Consider the following 18,505-nt stretch of genomic DNA (forward strand, 5'->3'; position numbering starts at 1 on the left):
TTTGCAAAGAATACATGTGAAATTTATACAATCTTAGACAAATTAATAGACTACAAATTAAAAAGTAGTTTCTAAGTGACCTAAATGTGGGTAAAGAATAACTAAATAACAAGTTGACTAACCTACATAACATCGCTGACAAATCTTCTCGGAAATTTCTTGTTATTTCCCGGGAAATCGACAAAAGGAGCGGAGTACGATGGAAAATCATACACAAACTAAAAAGATGGCGTACATGTCTTGGCAAGATATTGCATTTGGACTTTTAGGTTCAGCACTATTTGTCGTGCTACTAATCATTTTCACATGAATGCAGTGTGCTTGATGCTTTCGAAACAACTTTAAAAAACACCTATCATGTTAACATTTGATAGGTGTTTTTTACGTGGCATTATTCAGTTTGTACATTCGGTGTGCGCAATCCTTCCGTCAGTTCAGTGAACAGTAGTTTATTATTGTTTTCCAGGGCGTAGTCAATCATTCTCAATCGATTTTCCAGTTCCAATTCCCCAATCAGTTGCTCGATCTCACGTGCTTGCGGTTCGGATAACTCCGGGGCTAAGTGGAAGATGCCTTCTAGTACACTAGATAAATGATGGTGCAAGTCTGAAATCAGCAGCAATTGATACAGCGGTAATCGGATGAACCGGCTGCCTCGCTGAAATACGAATACTTCACCTAAGTTTTCGACTTGTAAGCTTTTCATGTTGATGACGATTTCTTTTCCTTCAATCGGTACAAATTGAAAGACCTCTTGACCTTTCAGAATCGAAAAGTATTGATACGCAAACACTAATCGCAGACGGAAATCTTCTTTACTCGTATAAAATGGAGTCATTCGTTTAACTGATAGCATCTGGATCCCCTCCGAATTTGAATATTCCGATTATTTATAGTTTATCACATCCAAGCTCTTTTTGTGAATGACAAATGCCTGCTGTATAGAACTATATGTAACTGGAGCAGAAGCTATTTCACTAACTCATCACTCTATCGTTCGATTTGGTGGAAACATACAAAAAGACATGCTATGAGACGTGAACTCCTCAATTCCCAATTCTCGTAACGCATCTAACACAGCCTCCGCCATTTTCTTATTCGAGCGATCCACCTGGTTAAATGTAATGAGATTTTTTGCATAGTCCATTGTAATTGAATCAAAAAAAGATTCTCCTACAGTCGCTGAAATGACATACAATGTCTGACGTTCTCTCACATCTATGATTCCATCCGAACTTGCAGGTTGCAGTTTCGTCTTGAGTGAGCTAACTCGGTCGGTTACCATCTTTTTCAAACCTGGTATGTAGACTACGATTTGATGAGTTATAATTTTCGACTCCTCCCCTCTTTCCAGGATGATACTTTCCATATTCACCTTAAATTATGTAAAACTACTTATATTTTTACAGAAACTGTTTGGTTTTTATCCAAATCCAACGAAATGTTGAAAAAATTATTCACGTTTTGTTGGATTCTCCATTATCCATACTCTTCTACTTTACGGTAAAACAAAAAGTGGAGGGAATGGTCATGGAACGCAAGGATAGAAACTTTGGGAAGCAATTTAAAGAGTACCGAGAAGAATATTTGGAAATTAAACAATTGGAGGCCGCTGAGCGTCTATCCATCTCATCTTCCGCACTATCCAACTACGAACGGACTGATCGGGATTTAACTCCCGATATGCTCGCTGAAATGAAACGTACCTTTGACATACCAGATGATTACTTCATAGCGATGCTGATGGGAGAGCCTTTGAGGGATGTCCGGTCAACTAATACTAAATCAGCTGGGAAAACGAGTGAGATAAGAGAGCACTATCGCGATCAATTTATCGAACATCATCGTGCGTTGTTAGAAGAGAGTAATGAACTACGTGAAATGATCGCAATTGCATCATCACTCACTGCAAAACAGCGTCGCATCTATTTTAATTCGATGAAATCCAATATCGCAGTGTTTAAAAGTTTAGTCGCAAAAAGTGAGCAATCTGCTACTCCCCTTCACCCTTCTGCAAAGGAATGATGAAGGGTTTTTTCTTTTCCTGCATGTGATGATTTACGCAGGTCCCTGAACTGATGTATAATAGAAAGAATGCTTTGTCTAGGGAGTGGTTTTATTTTGCGCGTCGCTGCAGAACGTATTTCGTATTTGCATGAACGAGAAATCGAAAAGATGATGAATGATGTCCACTATACATTTCGCCCGGATAGTCCGGATCAGTCGGAGCTCATCCGAAACGCTATTACTGCTGTTCGAAGGGGTGCTATTTCTTCTTATCGTTATTCGCAAGATGACGGAGAAGTGCTCGCTCAACTCAATGATCGAGCTTCGGAATTTGTGCGGTTTTCGTTTGAAGAGCAAACCTTGAGTTGCACATGTGGTCGTAAGGGTCGGTGTGTTCACCAACTTACGGTCGTATTTGACTTATACTCACAGTTCCATTCATTAACGGAGTGGTTCCAAGAATGGAGAACGTCTGAAAAAGAGCAACTTGCTTTGAAAGTTACCGATCGCACACCAGAAGCGTGGGATGCCGTCTTGACTCGAGTGACCGCGCCTCTTCGTAAACTTACCTTATCGACTAACTCTTCTGTGTTCACATATGAATGTGCAGAAATTGAGAATCGCGTTAAACCACTCATGCCATTTGAATACGAGTGGAAGCCACTGTTCGAATTATTCTACCGTCTTCACCTAGTCGATGCGGCTTTCGAGTACGCTTCTTCAATACTTTCATCGAGTAACTCCCAGCATTCCTATGGAACTTGGCAAATCACCACATGGCTGAATGACCAAATTTCCGATATAGAAAAATTAGCGGGGACTTTCAGTAACAAACCGAAGTTATTTGAAACGGATCCCTTCATGAAACGTTTGAAAGAGCTCGTCCACTCTGTTTGTATCCATCAGACAGGCTTATTCCCTTATCGCTTCCGCATTTATGAAGCTATTTGGGGACAGCTTTTTGTTGATCGGAACGAGAGAGATGCAGAGAAACAGCAGCTAGCTCAAGACGCTTCTGCTGATGCTCGTCTGTTTGCAATGTATTTCGCGATAATCGAAGGACGCGGGGACGTGCTGGAAAGCGCTCTTGCTGAAGAAGAACAGCCTGATTTCGGAAGTTGGATGATGCTTGCGAAGTTTGCGTTGGCTGAGGCGCTTGCACCTACTGCCGCTTCGATTGCTCGTGGACTTTATCCCTCCATTGAAGGGTATTTCAGTCAAAAGAAAAGTCGGAGTGAACAGCTTGCGGCTGCTCATGAAATCGATATGCTCCTTGCGAGCGGTGATTTTTCTGATGAAGAGCGGGAAGCCGTGTTTGCGATGTACGGTAAAATCGGGATACCACGTTATTCCGATTTTCTGATCGAACGTCGAAGATATCAAGAATGGGCGGCACTTTTGCATCGGTATAACGTACCTTATGACAGTGTCGAACAAGCTGATTTAAAAATCGTGTTGGCTGAGCAACCTGCAGCTGCACTTCCTTTGTTACATGATTATGCTCAGCAATTCATAGCGGAAAAGAATCGATTGAGCTACCGTCGGGCTGTTAAACTGTTTAAACGCATGCGTACTGCTTGTAAAAAGAGTGGTCATACCGAATTTTGGAACCGCTATATTCGAACAGTGCGAGATAAATACCGTCGCCTACGCGCGTTAATTGAAGAAATGGAGAGGGGTAATCTTGAATTATGAGATCAGCACATCGACTTGCACGTGAGTTAAAACTGACCATCCAGCCAACAGATCGTGGCAACTTTGCGATTTCAGCTACAGATGACTACGGAACCTCCATACCTGCTGATCGCCTTGTCTCCTTTTTCTTCTTCGCCGATGATACGTCATTGTTCGGTTTGATGGTCCCTATTGAGGATGACACTGTCATTTTGCATCCCCATGAGTGGGTCCAAGCATTGAGCGGAAACCGCCACCCATTTATTGAGTTTACGGGAGCAACCGAACAGGACGTCGCTAAGTTAGAAGCAGCTGAAGAAGCTGCTTCACTTTGGCATTCTAAGGATTTGTGGTCCTATACAGAACCAGACGCGGAGGAAGTTATTCGCTTTGCCGGTGACGCAGCAGGAATGTCGGAATCCGCCGCTCTCTTGACAAAACAAGCAATTGCCAGCAAATTTCAAACGCTTGGCGTTCGTGCGGATATGGTACCTGCTTTGTTGCCTCATTTAAAAGCTTACGGCTGGCCAGGTGAGACAAAATCCGACATTCCAGTACGACCTGCACTCCGACTGACTGAACCGGATTCGGAGCGGACTGAAGATTGGTTACTGGAAACGGTTATATTGAATGAACGCGGAACACAATGGTTGCCTGCAAAATCGAAATTGAATACTTCTATTGAAAGTGCGCTGCCCGCGAAGTGGAAGCCATATGCTGCCGCTATTATGGAACAACAATCCGAAATGATTTCGTTTCTACAATCCATCGAGCCTGAGATTGAAGATACATTTCTCCATATGCCGATGAGTGATCCCGAAGTCCGGATGTTCATCCAGCATGACTTGCCGTTATTCCAATCGTTCGGACTTGCAGTACTCCTACCTTCTTGGCTGAAAAGCGTGACTGAGACGAAGATGAAAATACGCACAGATGCAGGTGTTCAGTCATACAAATCTGCCGCCGGGTTAGACGAAGTCCTTTCGTTTAACTGGAGTTTCTCACTTGCTGGCAATGACATCGACCGGGATACGTTTCAGAAAATGGTGGATGAAAACCGTGAATTCATCCGTACTGGAGACGAATGGTTTCATATCGATCCGACTTGGTTGAAGCGGATTAAAGAGTTGATGGAACAAGCGGATAATGGGGAGTGGACTGTGAAAGATTTACTGTTCCAAGAGCTCCCTGAAGAGATTGTGCCAAGCGAAGACGATGAGTTTGAAGAAGATCCACTACTTGCGTTCACAATGCAAAAGTCTCTGCGTCAATATGTAGATCAGGTAATGGATAAAAAGGGGTTACCCCACGTTCAAATTCCTGAACAGTTGCAAACTGAACTGCGCCCATACCAACAGGAAGGATTCAACTGGCTCATGTTCATGCGAGAGCAGCATTTCGGTGCTTGCCTTGCCGATGATATGGGACTTGGTAAAACGGTTCAGCTTATCAGTTATTTGCTTAAAGTGCATTCCCAACCGGACGCGACACCGTCACTCATCATTTGTCCGACCAGTGTGCTTGGTAACTGGCAAAAAGAATTGGAACGTTTTGCGCCTTCTCTAAAAGCCGCCATGCACTATGGACCCGGTCGCTTGAAGGAAGACCAGTTCAGCGCATTTCTAGCACAGGAAAAACCGGATGTCGTGCTGACGACTTACGGTACAGCAACTCAAGATAGTGATTTTCTCATTGAATTTCCTTTTGCGAGCATCACGTTGGATGAAGCGCAAAATATTAAAAACATGCAAACGAAGCAATCTCGAGCGATTCGGAAACTTCGGGGTGGTCATCATATCGCGTTGACGGGGACGCCGATCGAGAACCGACTTGCGGAGTTATGGGCAATTTTCGACTTCATCCATCGAGGATATTTCGGTAGTTTCCGGAAATTCACGGATGACTACATTATTCCAATTGAGCGGGATGATGACGAACGGACAAAAAGTCGTCTGCGTTCTAAAATCCACCCATTCTTGTTACGAAGAACGAAAAGTGATCCAGACTTACAGCTCAATTTACCGAAGAAGCTAGAACAAAATGAGTATGTGCCACTTACAAGTGAACAAGCTGCAGTTTATGAGAGTTTTATTGAAGATACGAAGTTCAAGTTACAGACACTTTCTGGCTTTGAGCGGAAAGGGCTCATTTTGAAGATGTTGAGTAGATTGAAGCAATTGTGTAATCACCCTGCTCTGTTCTTGAAAGAACCTTTTACGCAAGCTGATGAAATGTTGTCGAGATCTGACAAACTGGAGCGAATTGTGAAATTGGCTGCTGAGATAGCTAGCAATGGCGAGCAATGCTTGATCTTTACACAGTATATCGGAATGGGGCAACTCATCCGACAATGTTTGGCCGAGCTTTATGGATACGAAGTACCTTTCCTGACAGGAAGTATGCCGAAGGGTCAGCGTGATCACCTGGTCGAAGCGTTCCAAAAAGGGGAATTCCCGATTTTCATCCTATCCTTGAAAGCGGGTGGAACAGGGCTGAACTTGACGGCTGCGAATCACGTCTTGCATGCGGATCGTTGGTGGAACCCTGCTGTAGAAAACCAAGCAACCGACCGTGCATATCGTATAGGTCAGGAGAAGTTCGTGCATGTCCATAAATTCGTGACCATTGGGACGATAGAAGAAAAAATTGATAAAATGCTTGAAGAGAAGGCCGCGCTGTCTGCAGATCTGATCCAGTCCAGCCAGTGGCTAACAGAGCTATCTGATCGAGAACTGGACGACTTACTATCATTCGGCTAACCTATACTTTTCATCCGCAAATCACACTGTGGTTTGCGGTTTTTTATGTAAAGACGCAGTTAGACGTGACTGATTCGCTTGATCTGCAATACCCTGTGTAGCTCATACTCTTTCTGTTCCTGCTCCACCACGTCTAACCGTTCGTTTAAATTTGCTACCAATCGGATTAGCTGTCCAATTTGCAACTCCATACGCAGAATTATTTTTTGTTGGGATTCCATATAATTCTCTCCTTTTAAGCAATTTCGCAGCCGGATCACCAAGAAGCGGTCTCTTCTGACCCGACGGCAAAATAGCGGTTAGTTGGTGGTTGAAACCACCACTCCTCTTACGTACTGCTAGGTTGTTAGTCGTGCCTGATCACTTTTAACAACCTTTGCTTAACTTACTATCGAGGGTCTAAAGGAATCCCCACTCCTCAAAAACCCCCTACTACCTAATCATTCTTCCCTCATCATTTGTACGAGCCGCTCTCCACGGGCACTGCGCGCACAGTTATCTAGTTATCATTCCTCCTATTCTGTCACATGTCCGATGTTTCTGGACAACCCAATTAGAAGATAGGTAACGTTTCTTTTTCGTTTTTTTGTGTAGGTAATTCAAAATGATCGGCAGCGGAGTTGCTTTGTGAATTCGCCAATGCTACTTGCGATTGGCTACTTTCCGCACGTACTTCCGAAGATGGTTTCTTCGTCACCAGGAATCGGACATCATCTCCCACTACTTCTGTTACAAATGCGCGGGTTCTGTCTTCACGCTCATACGAACGCGTTTGAATACGTCCAATTACACCTACCAGAGATCCTTTTCCACAATGTTTTACGGTGTTTTCTGCGGTACGTCCCCAAATGCTACAGAGAATAAAATCCGCATCGATGTCACCTTGCTGGTTTTTAAAACTACGATTGACAGCGAGAGTGAAGCTGGCTTGCATCCGCCCATCTCCTATCTTTCGAATATCTGGATCTTTCGTCAGTCTACCGACAAGTGCCACATGATTCACCTAGTTCCCTCCTCTCTTTGAATTGCTTTCATCATACGGACAAGCTCCGGATTAAACAAATGTACATTTCCCACATTTGGAGGTTATTCCATTGTTGAAATTGAAGTTTGAACTAGGAGGTTTTGTAAGTTCTGCGTGGAACCGCTTAGGTGACGGTGCTTTTGAATTGTGTTCATTTAATGATAATTCGGCTTTGCCCATATTTTTAAGAGATTGAACCGTCTGTGGTATACTGGGGAAAAAAGGGGGATTTGGACGGGATGAAAACGTTTAAAATGATTTCCTTCGGTCTGCTGACTGGGGATGTAGCAGATTATTTGCCCATGCTGGATGGTATCATTATTAACCAAGAAAACAGCCATCGTATGTGGATTTTAGAGATGTTTTTGGACATGGAGTATAAAGAACGCTTTGTAAAATTGAAGGATGAGGAGGCACTCATTGAAGCAAAAGTAGTAATTTCTTATCCTGAAAATGAACCTGCTGCCTTCGTTCTAGCAGTCGACACCGTTCATGAGATTGGAGATCGTGTTTCCGTCTTATTGAAAGGTCGATTAAAGCGTCAGCGTTCAGAATATGCTGAACAGTTACTGAGTGAGTTATTGGATCTCGGTTTTGAAGGGCAAGCATTGCTAGAACGATTCGAAAGCGACATGCGGGCAAGACCTCGTTTAAAAAAGAAATAACGACATGCAAAAACCACGGGAATGTTCAACCCGTGGTTTTTATTTGCATTATTTCTCGTCTGACATACCTTTATCATCTTTCTTTGGAGATCCACCGTTGTTGCCAGTTCCCGCGCTATTCCCGCCGCCAGGTGTGCTATTTTCTCCCATCGTACCGCCTTCTCCATTGCCAGTTCCTTCTAGCGTATTGTCTTCAACGCCATCGCGATTCATGACACCGTCATTCATCCCATCGTCTTCCAGTCCATCAAGATTCGGACCTGTCGTACCGTTAGGCGCATCGCCCTCCATATCCGGGGTCCAGTCACGTGCCCGCTCGTCCATACCGTCGTTCAAGTCTTCCATCGGTGTCTCGTTTTTGTCTGGGATGTCGTCGTTGTTGGTACCACATCCAGCCAGTACGAAACCTGCAACAAGTGCTGCCGGCAATACTTTCTTCAACATGAAAAATTCCCTCCTTTCAAATAGCTATCCAACATAGCTTGGCTTGAAAAGAAGGAACTATCCATTATTTTTTATACGTTCTGACGTTTTTTCAACTCAGTTTCTACAAATGCAGCTTCAGCCTTACACTCATAGAAATATTGTGTGTTGAGCGTCTCCTGCAATTGTTGAATTGTCGCAATCTGCTCTTCAGAAGGCGGCTCACTTAGCACTTTTTGAATGACTTCATTGATACGAACTGCAATTTCCTCATGAAATTGAGTTGCGTGTTTGACGTCATCTGGAATTTTTTCATACCAAAGCGCTTTTTCTGTAATGTACTCGCTCCATCGCTTCATGAAGTCTGCCATGTCATAGCGGTCCGGGTTCCATTCGATCTCCGTCATGTATTGTTCAAAGGTCTGTGTAATGGACCTCGTGATGCTGCTCTTTAGGTTGGGTGAAAGACTTTTGAACATTCTTGTTTAGTACCTCCCACGATGTACATGCTAAGGTATCTGCATGTTTGATTGGCTTTTTGTGCATAATCGCACTTGCCAAAGTGTGTAAACACAATATATAAAATTTTAGCGGATTTTTCTGCCAAATGCAACTTTTAACTAAAAATCACTCTTTTGCACCTAGTGCGAATGTGATTTCCGCTTCACAAGCTATCTCACCTTCGACAGTTGCTTTTGCTTTGCCTTTACCAATGGAACCACGCATACGTGTGATTTCCACTTCAAGTCGGATTACGTCTCCAGGAACGACTTGTCGCTTGAATCGGCAATTATCAATTCCTGCAAAAAATGCAAGACGGCCTTTATTCTCTTCTTTTTGCAAAATCGCAACGGCACCGACCTGCGCTAGTGCTTCTACAATCAGTACGCCAGGCATAACCGGATACCCCGGGAAGTGACCGTTAAAGTAGTTTTCGTTAATGCTTACGTTTTTTATCCCAACTGCACGCACGCCTTCTTCAACTTCAAGAATTCGGTCGACCAATAGGAATGGGTAGCGATGCGGAATGATAGCTTGGATTTGTTCAGCTGTCAGCATAGTAATTCTCCTTTTAGGTTTCCCTCTAATCTATCGTTTACTTCTCTTTTCCACTCATGATATCAAAAATATGTGCCCACGTGTCTTTTTGGAAGATATCGCTTGCGGCACCGTCACCCAGGATGCTAAATCCAATAACCGCACCGAGGACTGCAGCAGCTATCAGTAACAGAATTACTAAAATGACGCGCACATATATAGGAAGGATGCGGATTTGTACCCAGCGAACTGGTTTTGTCTCCGTCAGTTCTTCCGTTTCCATTTTCTCTTTACGCTTTGTCCGTGTTTTTTGTACAGCTTCTTCTTTTTTCACGGGTTTCTCTTCAGCTTTTCTCTTACTGCGCGTTACATGCTTGCTGTCCGATGCGGATTGAGCCGTTGCGGCATGGGTTGCTCGAGCGTCCGTCCGACTTTTTGCAGCTGGTTTATTCGGCTCGGAAGACGAATGGGACGGGATGTCTGTATTTCTTTTTTCATCTGTCATATCAATACTCCCCACTTAGCTCACCGGATATTATTGACCAGGCCGAGCATCTGATCAGCGATAGAAACCGTACGTGAGTTGAATTGATACGCTCGCTGGACATTGATGAGGTCTGTCATTTCTTTCTGATAGTCAACATTGGACCCTTCAAGAGCTCCTTGCTGTATACCGACTTCCGGGCCAGTAATTTCTGTTAAAATATCGGCTTCAGTTACATTTAATTCTTCCAAATTAGCTGGAAGTGTCAAATGTGTTGAGGACAGTCGTGTCATCAGGTTAGGTCGCTCAATTAGAGTAACTGCCAATTCAACTGTCTGGTCTGTTCCATTTGCCGAATTTGCAACCAGAGTGCCGTCCGATTTCAGCTCAACTGAATCTACAGGTCCATTGAACGTGATCGCATTGCCAGCACGATCTGCAACAGCATTTCCTTCGCCGTCAACAAGCGCCACTTGGTTTCCCTGACCTGGAGAAAGGTAGAAGTTCCCTTGACGTGTATACACCGTCTCAGGACCATCTGCGCCTTGAACAATTACGTTGAAATATTGTTTTGGTTCAGTGAGTGCGAAATCGAGATTTCTTCCTGTTTGTTGCAAGGTTCCCACTTTCCAGTTCATTTGCGTTTGACCCAGCATTGCGCCGACGCCGTAGCGGATACCTTCAGGTGATTGTCGTGGTGCTGTATCCGCTTTGTCATTGTTGAATTGCTGATACAACATCTCCTGAAAACTCGCCTGATTGGATTGGTAACCGTGTGTTCCTATATTGGATAAATTATTTCCGATGATATCCAGATTACTTTGCAGTTGGTTCATCGTATTGACAGCTGTTGTCATCGTACGAATCATTTGGTTTGACTCCTTTCGCTTATGCGAAGCTTGCGATTATCCATTGACACGACCAATTTCCGAGACCGCTTTTTCCATACTGCGGTCATAAGCTTGCAACACTTTCTGATTAGCTTCAAATGCTCGGTAAGCGGTCATCATATCCGTCATCGTTCGCGATGTATCTACGTTCGACTGCTCGATGAACCCTTGTTTGAATGAGTAACTGACCCCTTGAGCACCATTTGCGTCCGGCAAATCTTGCTGTGCATAAAATAGTCCGTTATCACGTTTTACAAGCGTTTCAGGATTCGCTGCGTAACTGATTCCGAGAGTTGCTGCTAACGTTTCACCGTATTTTATAATGCCGTCTTCCGTAACTTGGAAGTCGTCGTTTGGCAATTGGATGCGTTGCCCATCCTGATCGAGTACATAATTTCCAGCAGAAGTCGTTAGGTAGCCTTCAGGATTCAAAGCGAAGTTTCCACTTTTCGTATAAGCACGTTCACCATCTGACCCCTCAAGCGTGTAGAAAACGGCGCCAGGTTGGCCCGTTTCAGGATTGACAGGTAAAGTTCCGTCGACAAGTGCGATGTCCGTTGTCAGTTCCGTTTGCCGTAGTTGTCCCTGGGTGAATAGTGGCATGGCCTCTTGTAAATACGTCCCTGTTGAAAGGGTACCAATCGGATTCATGCCTTTCATTTGAAAGCTATTTTGGACTGGCACTTTCGTAGTTTCCAGGTTAGATAAATACATTTCAGGAAATGATCTTATGGATGATTGATCTGTTTTAAAGCCTGGAGTGTTGGCATTGGCCATATTGTTAGAAAGTAATTCTGTTCTGCGCTGTTGCGCAATCATTCCAGATCCTGCTGTATAAAATCCACGGAACATTAGCCCCGCCTCCTTTTTAGGTGTGTTGCAAATGATCCAGTGGCTCTGCGTTAAGTTTTACTTCGTTTTTTGTCTAAGCTATTCAGCATAATGCCTGTCCCTTTAGCGACACACCCAAGTGGGTCATCTGCTATGAAAACAGGTACTTTCAATTCTTCTGCGAGCAGTTGGTCCAGTCCCCGAAGGAGCGCGCCGCCCCCAGTTAAGATGATGCCTCTATCAATGATATCTGCAGATAGTTCGGGCGGTGTTTTCTCCAGAACATTTTTAGCCGCATGGAGGATCCAGGCAATGGATTCTTCTATCGCTTTTGTGATTTCCTTTGAATCGACTGTGACAGTTCTAGGCAGTCCTGAAACCATATCGCGTCCACGAATGTCCATCTTCTCATCGTGACTGTCCGGGAAGACGGATGTTACGGTCATTTTGATGGTTTCCGCAGTGCGTTCACCAATTAATAGCTTATGATTCTTTTTTATATGTTGGATGATGTCTTGATCGAACGTATTGCCTGCAATTTTAATGGATTCGGATGTGACAATGTCTCCCATGGAAAGAACCGCGACATCTGTTGTGCCGCCTCCGATATCGATAACCATGTTTCCACTAGGTTGATAAATGTCCATTCCGGCTCCGATTGCAGCCACTTTAGGCTCGGCTTCAAGAAACACTTGTCGGCCACCTGATTTTTGGACAGCTTCTTTAATGGCTTTCTGCTCCACACTTGTAACGTCAGTGGGACAGCAGATCAAGATGCGCGGTTTAGAAAACCAGCCTTTGACATTCAGGCGATCAATGAAACCTTTAAGCATTGCTTCAGTACTATCAAAATCAGCAATGACACCGTGTTTCAATGGTCGCATTACCTGGATATTACTAGGGGTTCGTCCAATCATCAGTCTTGCTTCTTCTCCAACCGCTATTAATTCACGCGTTTTAGTGTCGACCGCAACAACAGATGGTTCGTTCAGTAGAATCCCTTTTCCTTTTACATGTATTAATACATTTGCCGTTCCCAGGTCAATGCCGATATCTTTCGCAAACATCTCATCCCTGCCCCTTCCATTCTTTCAACAGTTTACATGCTCTCCTAACTTAACATTTTATCACAGTGTTCCGAAAAAGAACATAAAAAATCGCTATTTCCCGTGCTTTGTGACGGTTCGAAGCCGGTTAGTTCGGTTTTTATCAACGGCACAAAAAAAACGGACTGCGTTAGTCGCTAGTCCGTTTCTGTTGCTGCTGATTCATTTAGTTTGCGTTGTTCAATTTTCCATTTTTGACGCGTGGCTTCACCGCCTCGTAAATGTCTTATCGATTTGTGATAGGCCAGGACTTTTGCAACTTCCTCAGATAGATGAGCATCTATATTAGGTAGACGCTCTGTCAGGTCTTTGTGTACAGTGCTTTTGGAATACCCCGTCGCTTTTGCGAGCGCTCTCACAGTGAGGCCAGTTTCGATGAGCAGGTTGCCGAGGCGAACGCAGCGCCTCCGAATTTGTTCGTGCACACCCTCTTCCTTTCCCGTCAGTCCATTTGTTCTTTCACTGTATGCGAAGGAACGGTGCGCTATTCCTTTGTATTTGAGGTCTTCTTAACGCCCGGGCATGTTTCTCGATCAGTTTTTGCGTTTTCTACGACACTTGGTTCGAGTTCTCGATCAAAGAGTGCACTTTACCAATCAATTCTTTGCGCTTTTCTATCACATAGTAGAATCAATCGGAATAGGGACACGATTCAACTGTTTTTAGGAAATTCATTCCCACTATTTGTGGGATTCGGAAGGATGTTTGATGGAATCGGAATTATTGGGCGAAGAATCGGAAGGATGAATCGCACAATCGGCAAAACCAGAGAATTAATCGGAATCAGGACACAATTCAACTGCTTTAAAGGATTAATTGGGTGGTTATTTCAGTTGGATCAGGACTCGGGAGGGGTGAATGATCACTTTTCGAGATTTATGAGCACTTTCCACGAGTTATGATCACTTTTCGAAATTTATGAGCACTTCCCTCGAGTTATGATCACTTTCTCAGATTTATGAGCACTTCCCATAAGTTATGATCACTTTTCGAGATTTATGAGCACTTTCCATATGTTATGATCACTTTTCGAGATTTATGAGCACTTCCCTCGAGTTATGATCACTTTTCGAGATTTACGAGCACTTTCCATAAGTTATGATCACTTTCTCAGATTTATGAGCACTTCCCTCGAGTTGTGATCACTTTCTCAAATTTATGAGCACTTCCCATGAGTTATGATCACTTTTCGAGATTTATGAGCACTTTCCATGACTTATGATCACTTTCTCAGATTTATGAGCACTCCCCATAAGTTATGATCACTTTCTCAGATTTATGAGCACTTCCCATGAGCTACGATCACTTTCACAACTCTCACCCTCACTACCGATTTATGAGCACAAAAAAACCTGCCGGGAGGTGGCAGGTTGGCTCAACGAGTTATTTAAAAGGCCAAGAAGGAACGGGGATTCACAGCTACGTCGTCTTTTTGGACTTCGAAGTGCAAATGGACGCCCGCTGATGGGTTCCATTCGTTTTCTGCAGTTTGCGCTAAGGCTTCACCCTGCTGAATCTCGTCACCCTCTTTTACGAGAATGCCAGTGACGGAACGATAGATCGTTTTCAAGCCATCTTTGTGAGAGATGACAATTTCACTGCCTTTGAATGGATCCGAGACAATTTGTTCCACTTTTCCACTCATCGCCGCGAGTACTTCGAACGGTTTGCCGTCGACTGCAATCGTCACACCTTCGTTTGTAACGTATGTCTGTTTAAATACGAGTAGTGCGTTTTCACGACTGGATGCGTCAGCTTTTGCATCATAGAAGTCTTGAATAATTGCAACTTGGTCAAGAATTTCTTCGTCAAACGGATATTTCAGTTGTTCGTTTGATGCGTTTGTTTCCAACGTGACTTCTTCTTTAGCCTTTTCTTTGTCTACAGCTGCCTGCTCACCGGCGTCTGGTTTCGTCAATGCATTATATCCCCATACCATTCCAACGAACAACAGGGCGAAACTTGCATAGATAGATGGCCAGAACCAGTTGCTTTTCGTGCTCTTGTTTTTCTGAGAAGGGGCGTTCGGTTTTTTTTCTTCTCTCATTTATGATCACCTCACTCGCTATTCTCTGCAAGTTAAGGATTTTTTAAACATTCCTCTTTCGATTTTTCAAAAGTTTTTATTTCTGTACCGGTATAGTAGTGTTTCACGATCTGTTCTGCGGTCCATCCCTTTTTGGAATAAGCTTCAGCTCCATTTTGGCTCATCCCAACGCCGTGACCGTATCCTTTTGTAGTAATGTGGACAATTTCATTGGCCACATCGAATCCTATATTGAAGTCCGTAGATGGAAGTTTTAGTTTTTCCCGAACTTCGCGGCCGCTAGTTTCGAATGTGCCTGATAGTACACTTTGTACCCGCCCCGTCTCATTCCTGACGAGCTGAAGTGCTCGGAAATCGTCTTCTTTCCATGAGGTGCCGAGTTTTTTATTCCACTCAGAAAGAGGCATATCGACTGTTCGTTCCACTTCTTTAGATACAGTTTGTTCGTCGGGGCTGTCTACACTTTGTAGATATGGAATTGAATTGCCTGTAAAATTCTCAGCAGTTTCAGTTTGACCGTTTGAAGTAGAGAAGAACATGGCAGTAATCATTTGTTCCTCATGTACGATTACGGAGCCTGCAGTTTCCTCCACGGCTTGGCGAATCTTTTTTTCGTTTTCTTTGAAGTTTTTGCCCCAACGTTCTTTACGATCTTTTTCGTTGGAATAGACTTGTGCTGTGACATCCCGACCGATCGGTTTTGTGCCTTCTGCCGTTTCTTTGAGCGCATAGGTGCGTGCAGCAATCGCTTGTGCTTTAAGTGCTTCCAGCGAGTAAGCGACTGGCATTTCAGAAGCGACGACTCCGATAATGTACTCTTCGAGCGGCAGTGGCTTGTCCTCTCCTTCTACTGTAATTTCGGTCTCACAAGCTATTTCCTCAGGTGGCTTAGCGTCTAGTGGTCTGTTGTACTTCAAGTTTAGAAGTACAGGTATAAAAAATAGGAAAATGATGAATACTACTAATAGTCGTTTGTCCATGTTGCATGGTATGTTCTATATCTTTCAATTATGATGATGTTTTTGACTTTCACATAATTGGAGTATCTCGTTACACAACGACACCAAACGACATAAACTCCCATAATGCGAATCAAAATTTAATTAAACAAAAAAACTGCCCCTCGCAAAAGGGACAGCTCTAATCGATATTATGAATGCACGATTTCTGTGTCAGCTGTTTCAGATTCGCTAGAAACGCGGCTGATGTCTGCACCAAGTGCTTTCAGTTTCTGATGGAAGTTAACGTAGCCACGATCTAAGTGAATGAGTTCAGTGACTCTTGTAACGCCTTCTGCAACAAGTCCAGCAAGGATAAGTGCAGCTGCAGCCCGAAGATCGGTCGCTGCTACTTCAGCGCCTTGTAAGTTTGACGGACCATTCATGATGACAGAACGTCCTTCGATTTTAATGTCAGCATTCATGCGGCGGAATTCTTCTACGTGCATGAAGCGGTTTTCAAATACTGTTTCTGTTAATACGCCAGTACCTTCTGATTTCAACATAAGTGCCATCATTTGTGACTGCATGTCTGTTGGGAAACCAGGGTGCGGCATTGTTTTCAAGTCAACTGATTTTAACGGGTGCTGCGCTGTAATGCGAAGTCCTTCGTCCAGTTCAGTAATGACAACGCCCATTTCTTGAAGCTTAGAGATCAATGCTGCGTTGTGTTCAGGCAATGCGTTTTCAATCGTCACATCTCCGCCTGTGATTGCTGCAGCTACCATGAATGTACCTGTTTCAATACGGTCAGGAATAATGTTGTGAACTGCACCGACTAGCTTTTTGACGCCTTCGATACGGATAACGTCCGTTCCTGCACCAATGACTCTACCGCCCATTTCGTTGATGAAGTTCGCAAGGTCAACAATTTCAGGCTCTTTAGCAGCATTTTCAATCAAAGTCGTTCCTGTCGCGAGTGCAGCTGCAGTCATGATATTCTCAGTTGCGCCAACACTTGGGAAGTCCAAATAGATTTTTGCTCCTTGAAGACCGTTCTTAGCTCGTGCTTCAACAAATCCGTGTCCAAACGAGATATCGGCACCCATTGCTTCGAATCCTTTTAAGTGCTGGTCAATAGGACGTGATCCAATTGCACAGCCACCTGGCATTGCTACACGTGCAAAACCATTGCGCGCAAGAAGTGGACCCATTACCAGAATGGATGCACGCATTTTACGCACGTATTCGAATTGCGCTTCACTCGTAAGCGTCTCAGTGGAATCAATGATTAGCTCGCCAATTTCAGGTTTATATTCTGTTTTTGCATATAAGCTTTTAAGTACTTCATTAATTGTGCGAACATCCGAAAGATTTGGTACTTCGCGGATGACATTGACGCCCTCAGTAGCAAGCAACGCAGCCGCGAGTATCGGCAACACTGCGTTCTTAGCTCCTTCTACCCGCACTGTACCGTGCAGTTGTCGTCCACCATTAATAATAATTTTATCCAAAACAAGCCCCTCCGACTCAAAGTTATAATTCGTTCTTAAGCGTGACAAGGTTACATATCCAAAATTCATTAATTATACTAGTAAAAATCATCCAAACTCAGTCCATTGTACAACGACACGCCCCAGTTAACAAGCGCCATTGTGACCCTTTCCGACAAAAGATAGCTGTAATCTAAATTATGTACAGGTGGGATGTCCTGTGTGGGTATTTTACAATTTCTTTATGACTGCCATATTACAAAGAGGTTACATTCAACTTTGTTCCCCAGTGCTGAATTCAGTAAACCTGTCTCATCAAATTCTAATGAACTGATTCGTCTCATTGCCCCAGAGGCATCCGTTGTCTTTGCGGCGATAAGACGGATCATCCAAAGATGAAAGGAAGTCTCTCCGACCAATAGGATATGTCTAAAAAGAAATTTGATACCGAAGAACCAATGGCAATACTCAACAAAATAAATAATAATTGTGTTTGAAATACGCGATTTTTACGAATGATGGCTTGTGGTAAAATCGCCTGCAAGGCAAAAAATGATACCCCGATGAAAAAAATATGTGACCCTAGTGCTAATAATGGATTGACGCCAAGTGCGTCCATAGTCATCTACTCCCGATGCGTACTTCTAACGATGAAGTACGTTTTTGGTTGGCGTTAAAAAAAATCGGACAGAAGATTCTCCTCTGTCCGATTTGCTCGCGTCCGACTTACATGCCGGAAACTTTAATACGGTTAATGGCCCTACGTAAATTAAGTTCAGCCATTTGATGCTCCAGCTTGTTCGAAATCTGCTGGAGTTCAACTTCTGCCTTACGTTTCGCAAGTTCAGCACGTGCTACGTCAATGTGAGAAGCGAGTTCCGCACTTTGGGCAAGCACTGTGACAACATCCGGACGGACTTCCAAGAAGCCGCCGTTTACTGCCACATGTTCTGTTGAATTGCCGTTTTTCAGACGAAGTGCGCCGATGTCAAGTGGAGCTACCATAGCGATGTGTCCAGGTAAAATACCAAGCTCACCCGTTTCAGTAACTGCTATCACCATATCCGCTTCTGTTTCGCTGACAGGGCCGTCGGGAGTGACGATATTAACTTTTATCTTCATAATT

21 protein-coding genes are annotated in these 18,505 nt (G+C 43.8%); 4 read left to right on the top strand and 17 right to left on the bottom strand.

Annotated elements, in window-relative coordinates; all coding sequences use genetic code 11:
* Positions 1-391 precede the first annotated feature (391 nt).
* The gene (locus tag RL70_RS00715) at positions 392-856 is read right to left on the bottom strand and encodes a hypothetical protein (RefSeq protein WP_039041520.1); all 465 of its coding nucleotides are present in this window, start codon (positions 854-856) and stop codon (positions 392-394) included.
* A 129-nt stretch (positions 857-985) separates the two neighbouring features.
* Complete coding sequence (locus tag RL70_RS00720; protein WP_039041521.1) at positions 986-1,369, bottom strand: hypothetical protein; 384 nt, start codon at positions 1,367-1,369, stop codon at positions 986-988.
* 161 nt (positions 1,370-1,530) lie between these two features.
* On the opposite strand from RL70_RS00720, the gene RL70_RS00725 reads away from it, so the two are divergent.
* The 3 genes from RL70_RS00725 to RL70_RS00735 all read left to right on the top strand — a co-directional run bounded on the left by RL70_RS00725 (position 1,531) and on the right by RL70_RS00735 (position 6,440).
* The gene (locus RL70_RS00725) at positions 1,531-2,025 is read left to right on the top strand and encodes a helix-turn-helix domain-containing protein (protein ID WP_039041522.1); all 495 of its coding nucleotides are present in this window, start codon (positions 1,531-1,533) and stop codon (positions 2,023-2,025) included.
* 96 nt (positions 2,026-2,121) lie between these two features.
* The gene (locus tag RL70_RS00730; RefSeq protein ID WP_039041523.1) at positions 2,122-3,702 is read left to right on the top strand and encodes a hypothetical protein; all 1,581 of its coding nucleotides are present in this window, start codon (positions 2,122-2,124) and stop codon (positions 3,700-3,702) included.
* Positions 3,699-6,440, top strand: a complete 2,742-nt coding sequence (locus RL70_RS00735; protein WP_039041524.1) for a DEAD/DEAH box helicase — start codon at positions 3,699-3,701, stop codon at positions 6,438-6,440. Before RL70_RS00730 ends, RL70_RS00735 begins: the two co-directional genes overlap by 4 nt.
* Positions 6,441-6,499: 59 nt before the next feature.
* Here the strand turns inward: RL70_RS00735 and RL70_RS17985 are convergent, their stop codons facing one another.
* Positions 6,500-6,661, bottom strand: a complete 162-nt coding sequence (locus tag RL70_RS17985; protein ID WP_197054060.1) for a hypothetical protein — start codon at positions 6,659-6,661, stop codon at positions 6,500-6,502.
* Positions 6,662-6,993: 332 nt separating this feature from the next.
* Positions 6,994-7,443 (bottom strand): single-stranded DNA-binding protein, encoded by a 450-nt coding sequence (locus tag RL70_RS00740; RefSeq protein ID WP_082003269.1) that lies wholly within the window; start codon positions 7,441-7,443, stop codon positions 6,994-6,996.
* A gap of 260 nt (positions 7,444-7,703) precedes the next feature.
* Here RL70_RS00740 and RL70_RS00745 point away from each other — a divergent pair, with 260 nt between their 5' ends.
* Positions 7,704-8,129 (top strand): YwpF family protein, encoded by a 426-nt coding sequence (locus RL70_RS00745; protein WP_039041525.1) that lies wholly within the window; start codon positions 7,704-7,706, stop codon positions 8,127-8,129.
* 48 nt (positions 8,130-8,177) lie between these two features.
* Here the strand turns inward: RL70_RS00745 and RL70_RS00750 are convergent, their stop codons facing one another.
* The 13 genes from RL70_RS00750 to RL70_RS00810 all read right to left on the bottom strand — a co-directional run bounded on the left by RL70_RS00750 (position 8,178) and on the right by RL70_RS00810 (position 18,504).
* Positions 8,178-8,573: a hypothetical protein gene (locus RL70_RS00750; protein WP_039041526.1), complete on the bottom strand. Its 396-nt coding sequence runs from the start codon at positions 8,571-8,573 to the stop codon at positions 8,178-8,180.
* Between the two features lie 71 nt (positions 8,574-8,644).
* Positions 8,645-9,031, bottom strand: coding sequence for a hypothetical protein (locus RL70_RS00755; RefSeq protein WP_039041527.1), 387 nt, complete (start codon positions 9,029-9,031; stop codon positions 8,645-8,647).
* 148 nt (positions 9,032-9,179) lie between these two features.
* Positions 9,180-9,611 (bottom strand): 3-hydroxyacyl-ACP dehydratase FabZ, encoded by a 432-nt coding sequence (gene fabZ / locus RL70_RS00760; RefSeq protein ID WP_039041528.1) that lies wholly within the window; start codon positions 9,609-9,611, stop codon positions 9,180-9,182.
* 37 nt (positions 9,612-9,648) lie between these two features.
* Positions 9,649-10,095: a DNA-directed RNA polymerase subunit beta gene (locus tag RL70_RS18110; protein WP_231567208.1), complete on the bottom strand. Its 447-nt coding sequence runs from the start codon at positions 10,093-10,095 to the stop codon at positions 9,649-9,651.
* A gap of 20 nt (positions 10,096-10,115) precedes the next feature.
* Positions 10,116-10,943, bottom strand: coding sequence for a flagellar hook-basal body protein (locus RL70_RS00770; RefSeq protein WP_039041529.1), 828 nt, complete (start codon positions 10,941-10,943; stop codon positions 10,116-10,118).
* A 36-nt stretch (positions 10,944-10,979) separates the two neighbouring features.
* Positions 10,980-11,816 carry a flagellar hook-basal body protein gene (locus tag RL70_RS00775; RefSeq protein ID WP_039041530.1) on the bottom strand — a complete coding sequence of 279 codons (837 nt, stop codon included), beginning with the start codon at positions 11,814-11,816 and terminating at the stop codon, positions 10,980-10,982.
* Between the two features lie 50 nt (positions 11,817-11,866).
* Positions 11,867-12,862: a rod shape-determining protein MreB gene (gene mreB / locus RL70_RS00780; protein ID WP_039041531.1), complete on the bottom strand. Its 996-nt coding sequence runs from the start codon at positions 12,860-12,862 to the stop codon at positions 11,867-11,869.
* A gap of 176 nt (positions 12,863-13,038) precedes the next feature.
* Entirely contained in the window at positions 13,039-13,326 is a 288-nt protein-coding gene (locus tag RL70_RS00785) for a sporulation transcriptional regulator SpoIIID (RefSeq protein ID WP_039041532.1), read from the bottom strand.
* 962 nt (positions 13,327-14,288) lie between these two features.
* Entirely contained in the window at positions 14,289-14,948 is a 660-nt protein-coding gene (locus tag RL70_RS00790; RefSeq protein WP_039041533.1) for a M23 family metallopeptidase, read from the bottom strand.
* Between the two features lie 32 nt (positions 14,949-14,980).
* The gene (spoIID, locus tag RL70_RS00795; protein WP_039041534.1) at positions 14,981-15,928 is read right to left on the bottom strand and encodes a stage II sporulation protein D; all 948 of its coding nucleotides are present in this window, start codon (positions 15,926-15,928) and stop codon (positions 14,981-14,983) included.
* A 170-nt stretch (positions 15,929-16,098) separates the two neighbouring features.
* Positions 16,099-17,400, bottom strand: coding sequence for a UDP-N-acetylglucosamine 1-carboxyvinyltransferase (gene murA, locus RL70_RS00800; RefSeq protein ID WP_039041535.1), 1,302 nt, complete (start codon positions 17,398-17,400; stop codon positions 16,099-16,101).
* A 364-nt stretch (positions 17,401-17,764) separates the two neighbouring features.
* Entirely contained in the window at positions 17,765-17,998 is a 234-nt protein-coding gene (locus RL70_RS00805; RefSeq protein ID WP_369795167.1) for a DUF1146 family protein, read from the bottom strand.
* Between the two features lie 107 nt (positions 17,999-18,105).
* Entirely contained in the window at positions 18,106-18,504 is a 399-nt protein-coding gene (locus tag RL70_RS00810) for a F0F1 ATP synthase subunit epsilon (protein WP_125102525.1), read from the bottom strand.
* Between the last annotated feature and the right edge of the window lies 1 nt (position 18,505).

Origin of the sequence: Sporosarcina sp. ZBG7A (genome assembly GCF_000813425.1) — a bacterium.
Lineage (GTDB): Bacteria > Bacillota > Bacilli > Bacillales_A > Planococcaceae > Sporosarcina.

Bases quoted from the DNA above. Each gene is read 5' to 3' on its own strand.
- RL70_RS00715 (WP_039041520.1), bottom strand. From the start codon at position 856: ATGCTATCAGTTAAACGAATGACTCCATTTTATACGAGTAAAGAAGAT.
- RL70_RS00720 (WP_039041521.1), bottom strand. From the start codon at position 1,369: ATGGAAAGTATCATCCTGGAAAGAGGGGAGGAGTCGAAAATTATAACT.
- RL70_RS00725 (WP_039041522.1), top strand. From the start codon at position 1,531: ATGGAACGCAAGGATAGAAACTTTGGGAAGCAATTTAAAGAGTACCGA.
- RL70_RS00735 (WP_039041524.1), top strand. From the start codon at position 3,699: ATGAGATCAGCACATCGACTTGCACGTGAGTTAAAACTGACCATCCAG.
- RL70_RS17985 (WP_197054060.1), bottom strand. From the start codon at position 6,661: ATGGAATCCCAACAAAAAATAATTCTGCGTATGGAGTTGCAAATTGGA.
- RL70_RS00745 (WP_039041525.1), top strand. From the start codon at position 7,704: ATGAAAACGTTTAAAATGATTTCCTTCGGTCTGCTGACTGGGGATGTA.
- RL70_RS00750 (WP_039041526.1), bottom strand. From the start codon at position 8,573: ATGTTGAAGAAAGTATTGCCGGCAGCACTTGTTGCAGGTTTCGTACTG.
- RL70_RS00755 (WP_039041527.1), bottom strand. From the start codon at position 9,031: ATGTTCAAAAGTCTTTCACCCAACCTAAAGAGCAGCATCACGAGGTCC.
- fabZ (WP_039041528.1), bottom strand. From the start codon at position 9,611: ATGCTGACAGCTGAACAAATCCAAGCTATCATTCCGCATCGCTACCCA.
- RL70_RS18110 (WP_231567208.1), bottom strand. From the start codon at position 10,095: ATGACAGATGAAAAAAGAAATACAGACATCCCGTCCCATTCGTCTTCC.
- RL70_RS00770 (WP_039041529.1), bottom strand. From the start codon at position 10,943: ATGATTCGTACGATGACAACAGCTGTCAATACGATGAACCAACTGCAA.
- RL70_RS00775 (WP_039041530.1), bottom strand. From the start codon at position 11,816: ATGTTCCGTGGATTTTATACAGCAGGATCTGGAATGATTGCGCAACAG.
- mreB (WP_039041531.1), bottom strand. From the start codon at position 12,862: ATGTTTGCGAAAGATATCGGCATTGACCTGGGAACGGCAAATGTATTA.
- RL70_RS00790 (WP_039041533.1), bottom strand. From the start codon at position 14,948: ATGAGAGAAGAAAAAAAACCGAACGCCCCTTCTCAGAAAAACAAGAGC.
- spoIID (WP_039041534.1), bottom strand. From the start codon at position 15,928: ATGGACAAACGACTATTAGTAGTATTCATCATTTTCCTATTTTTTATA.
- RL70_RS00805 (WP_369795167.1), bottom strand. From the start codon at position 17,998: ATGGACGCACTTGGCGTCAATCCATTATTAGCACTAGGGTCACATATT.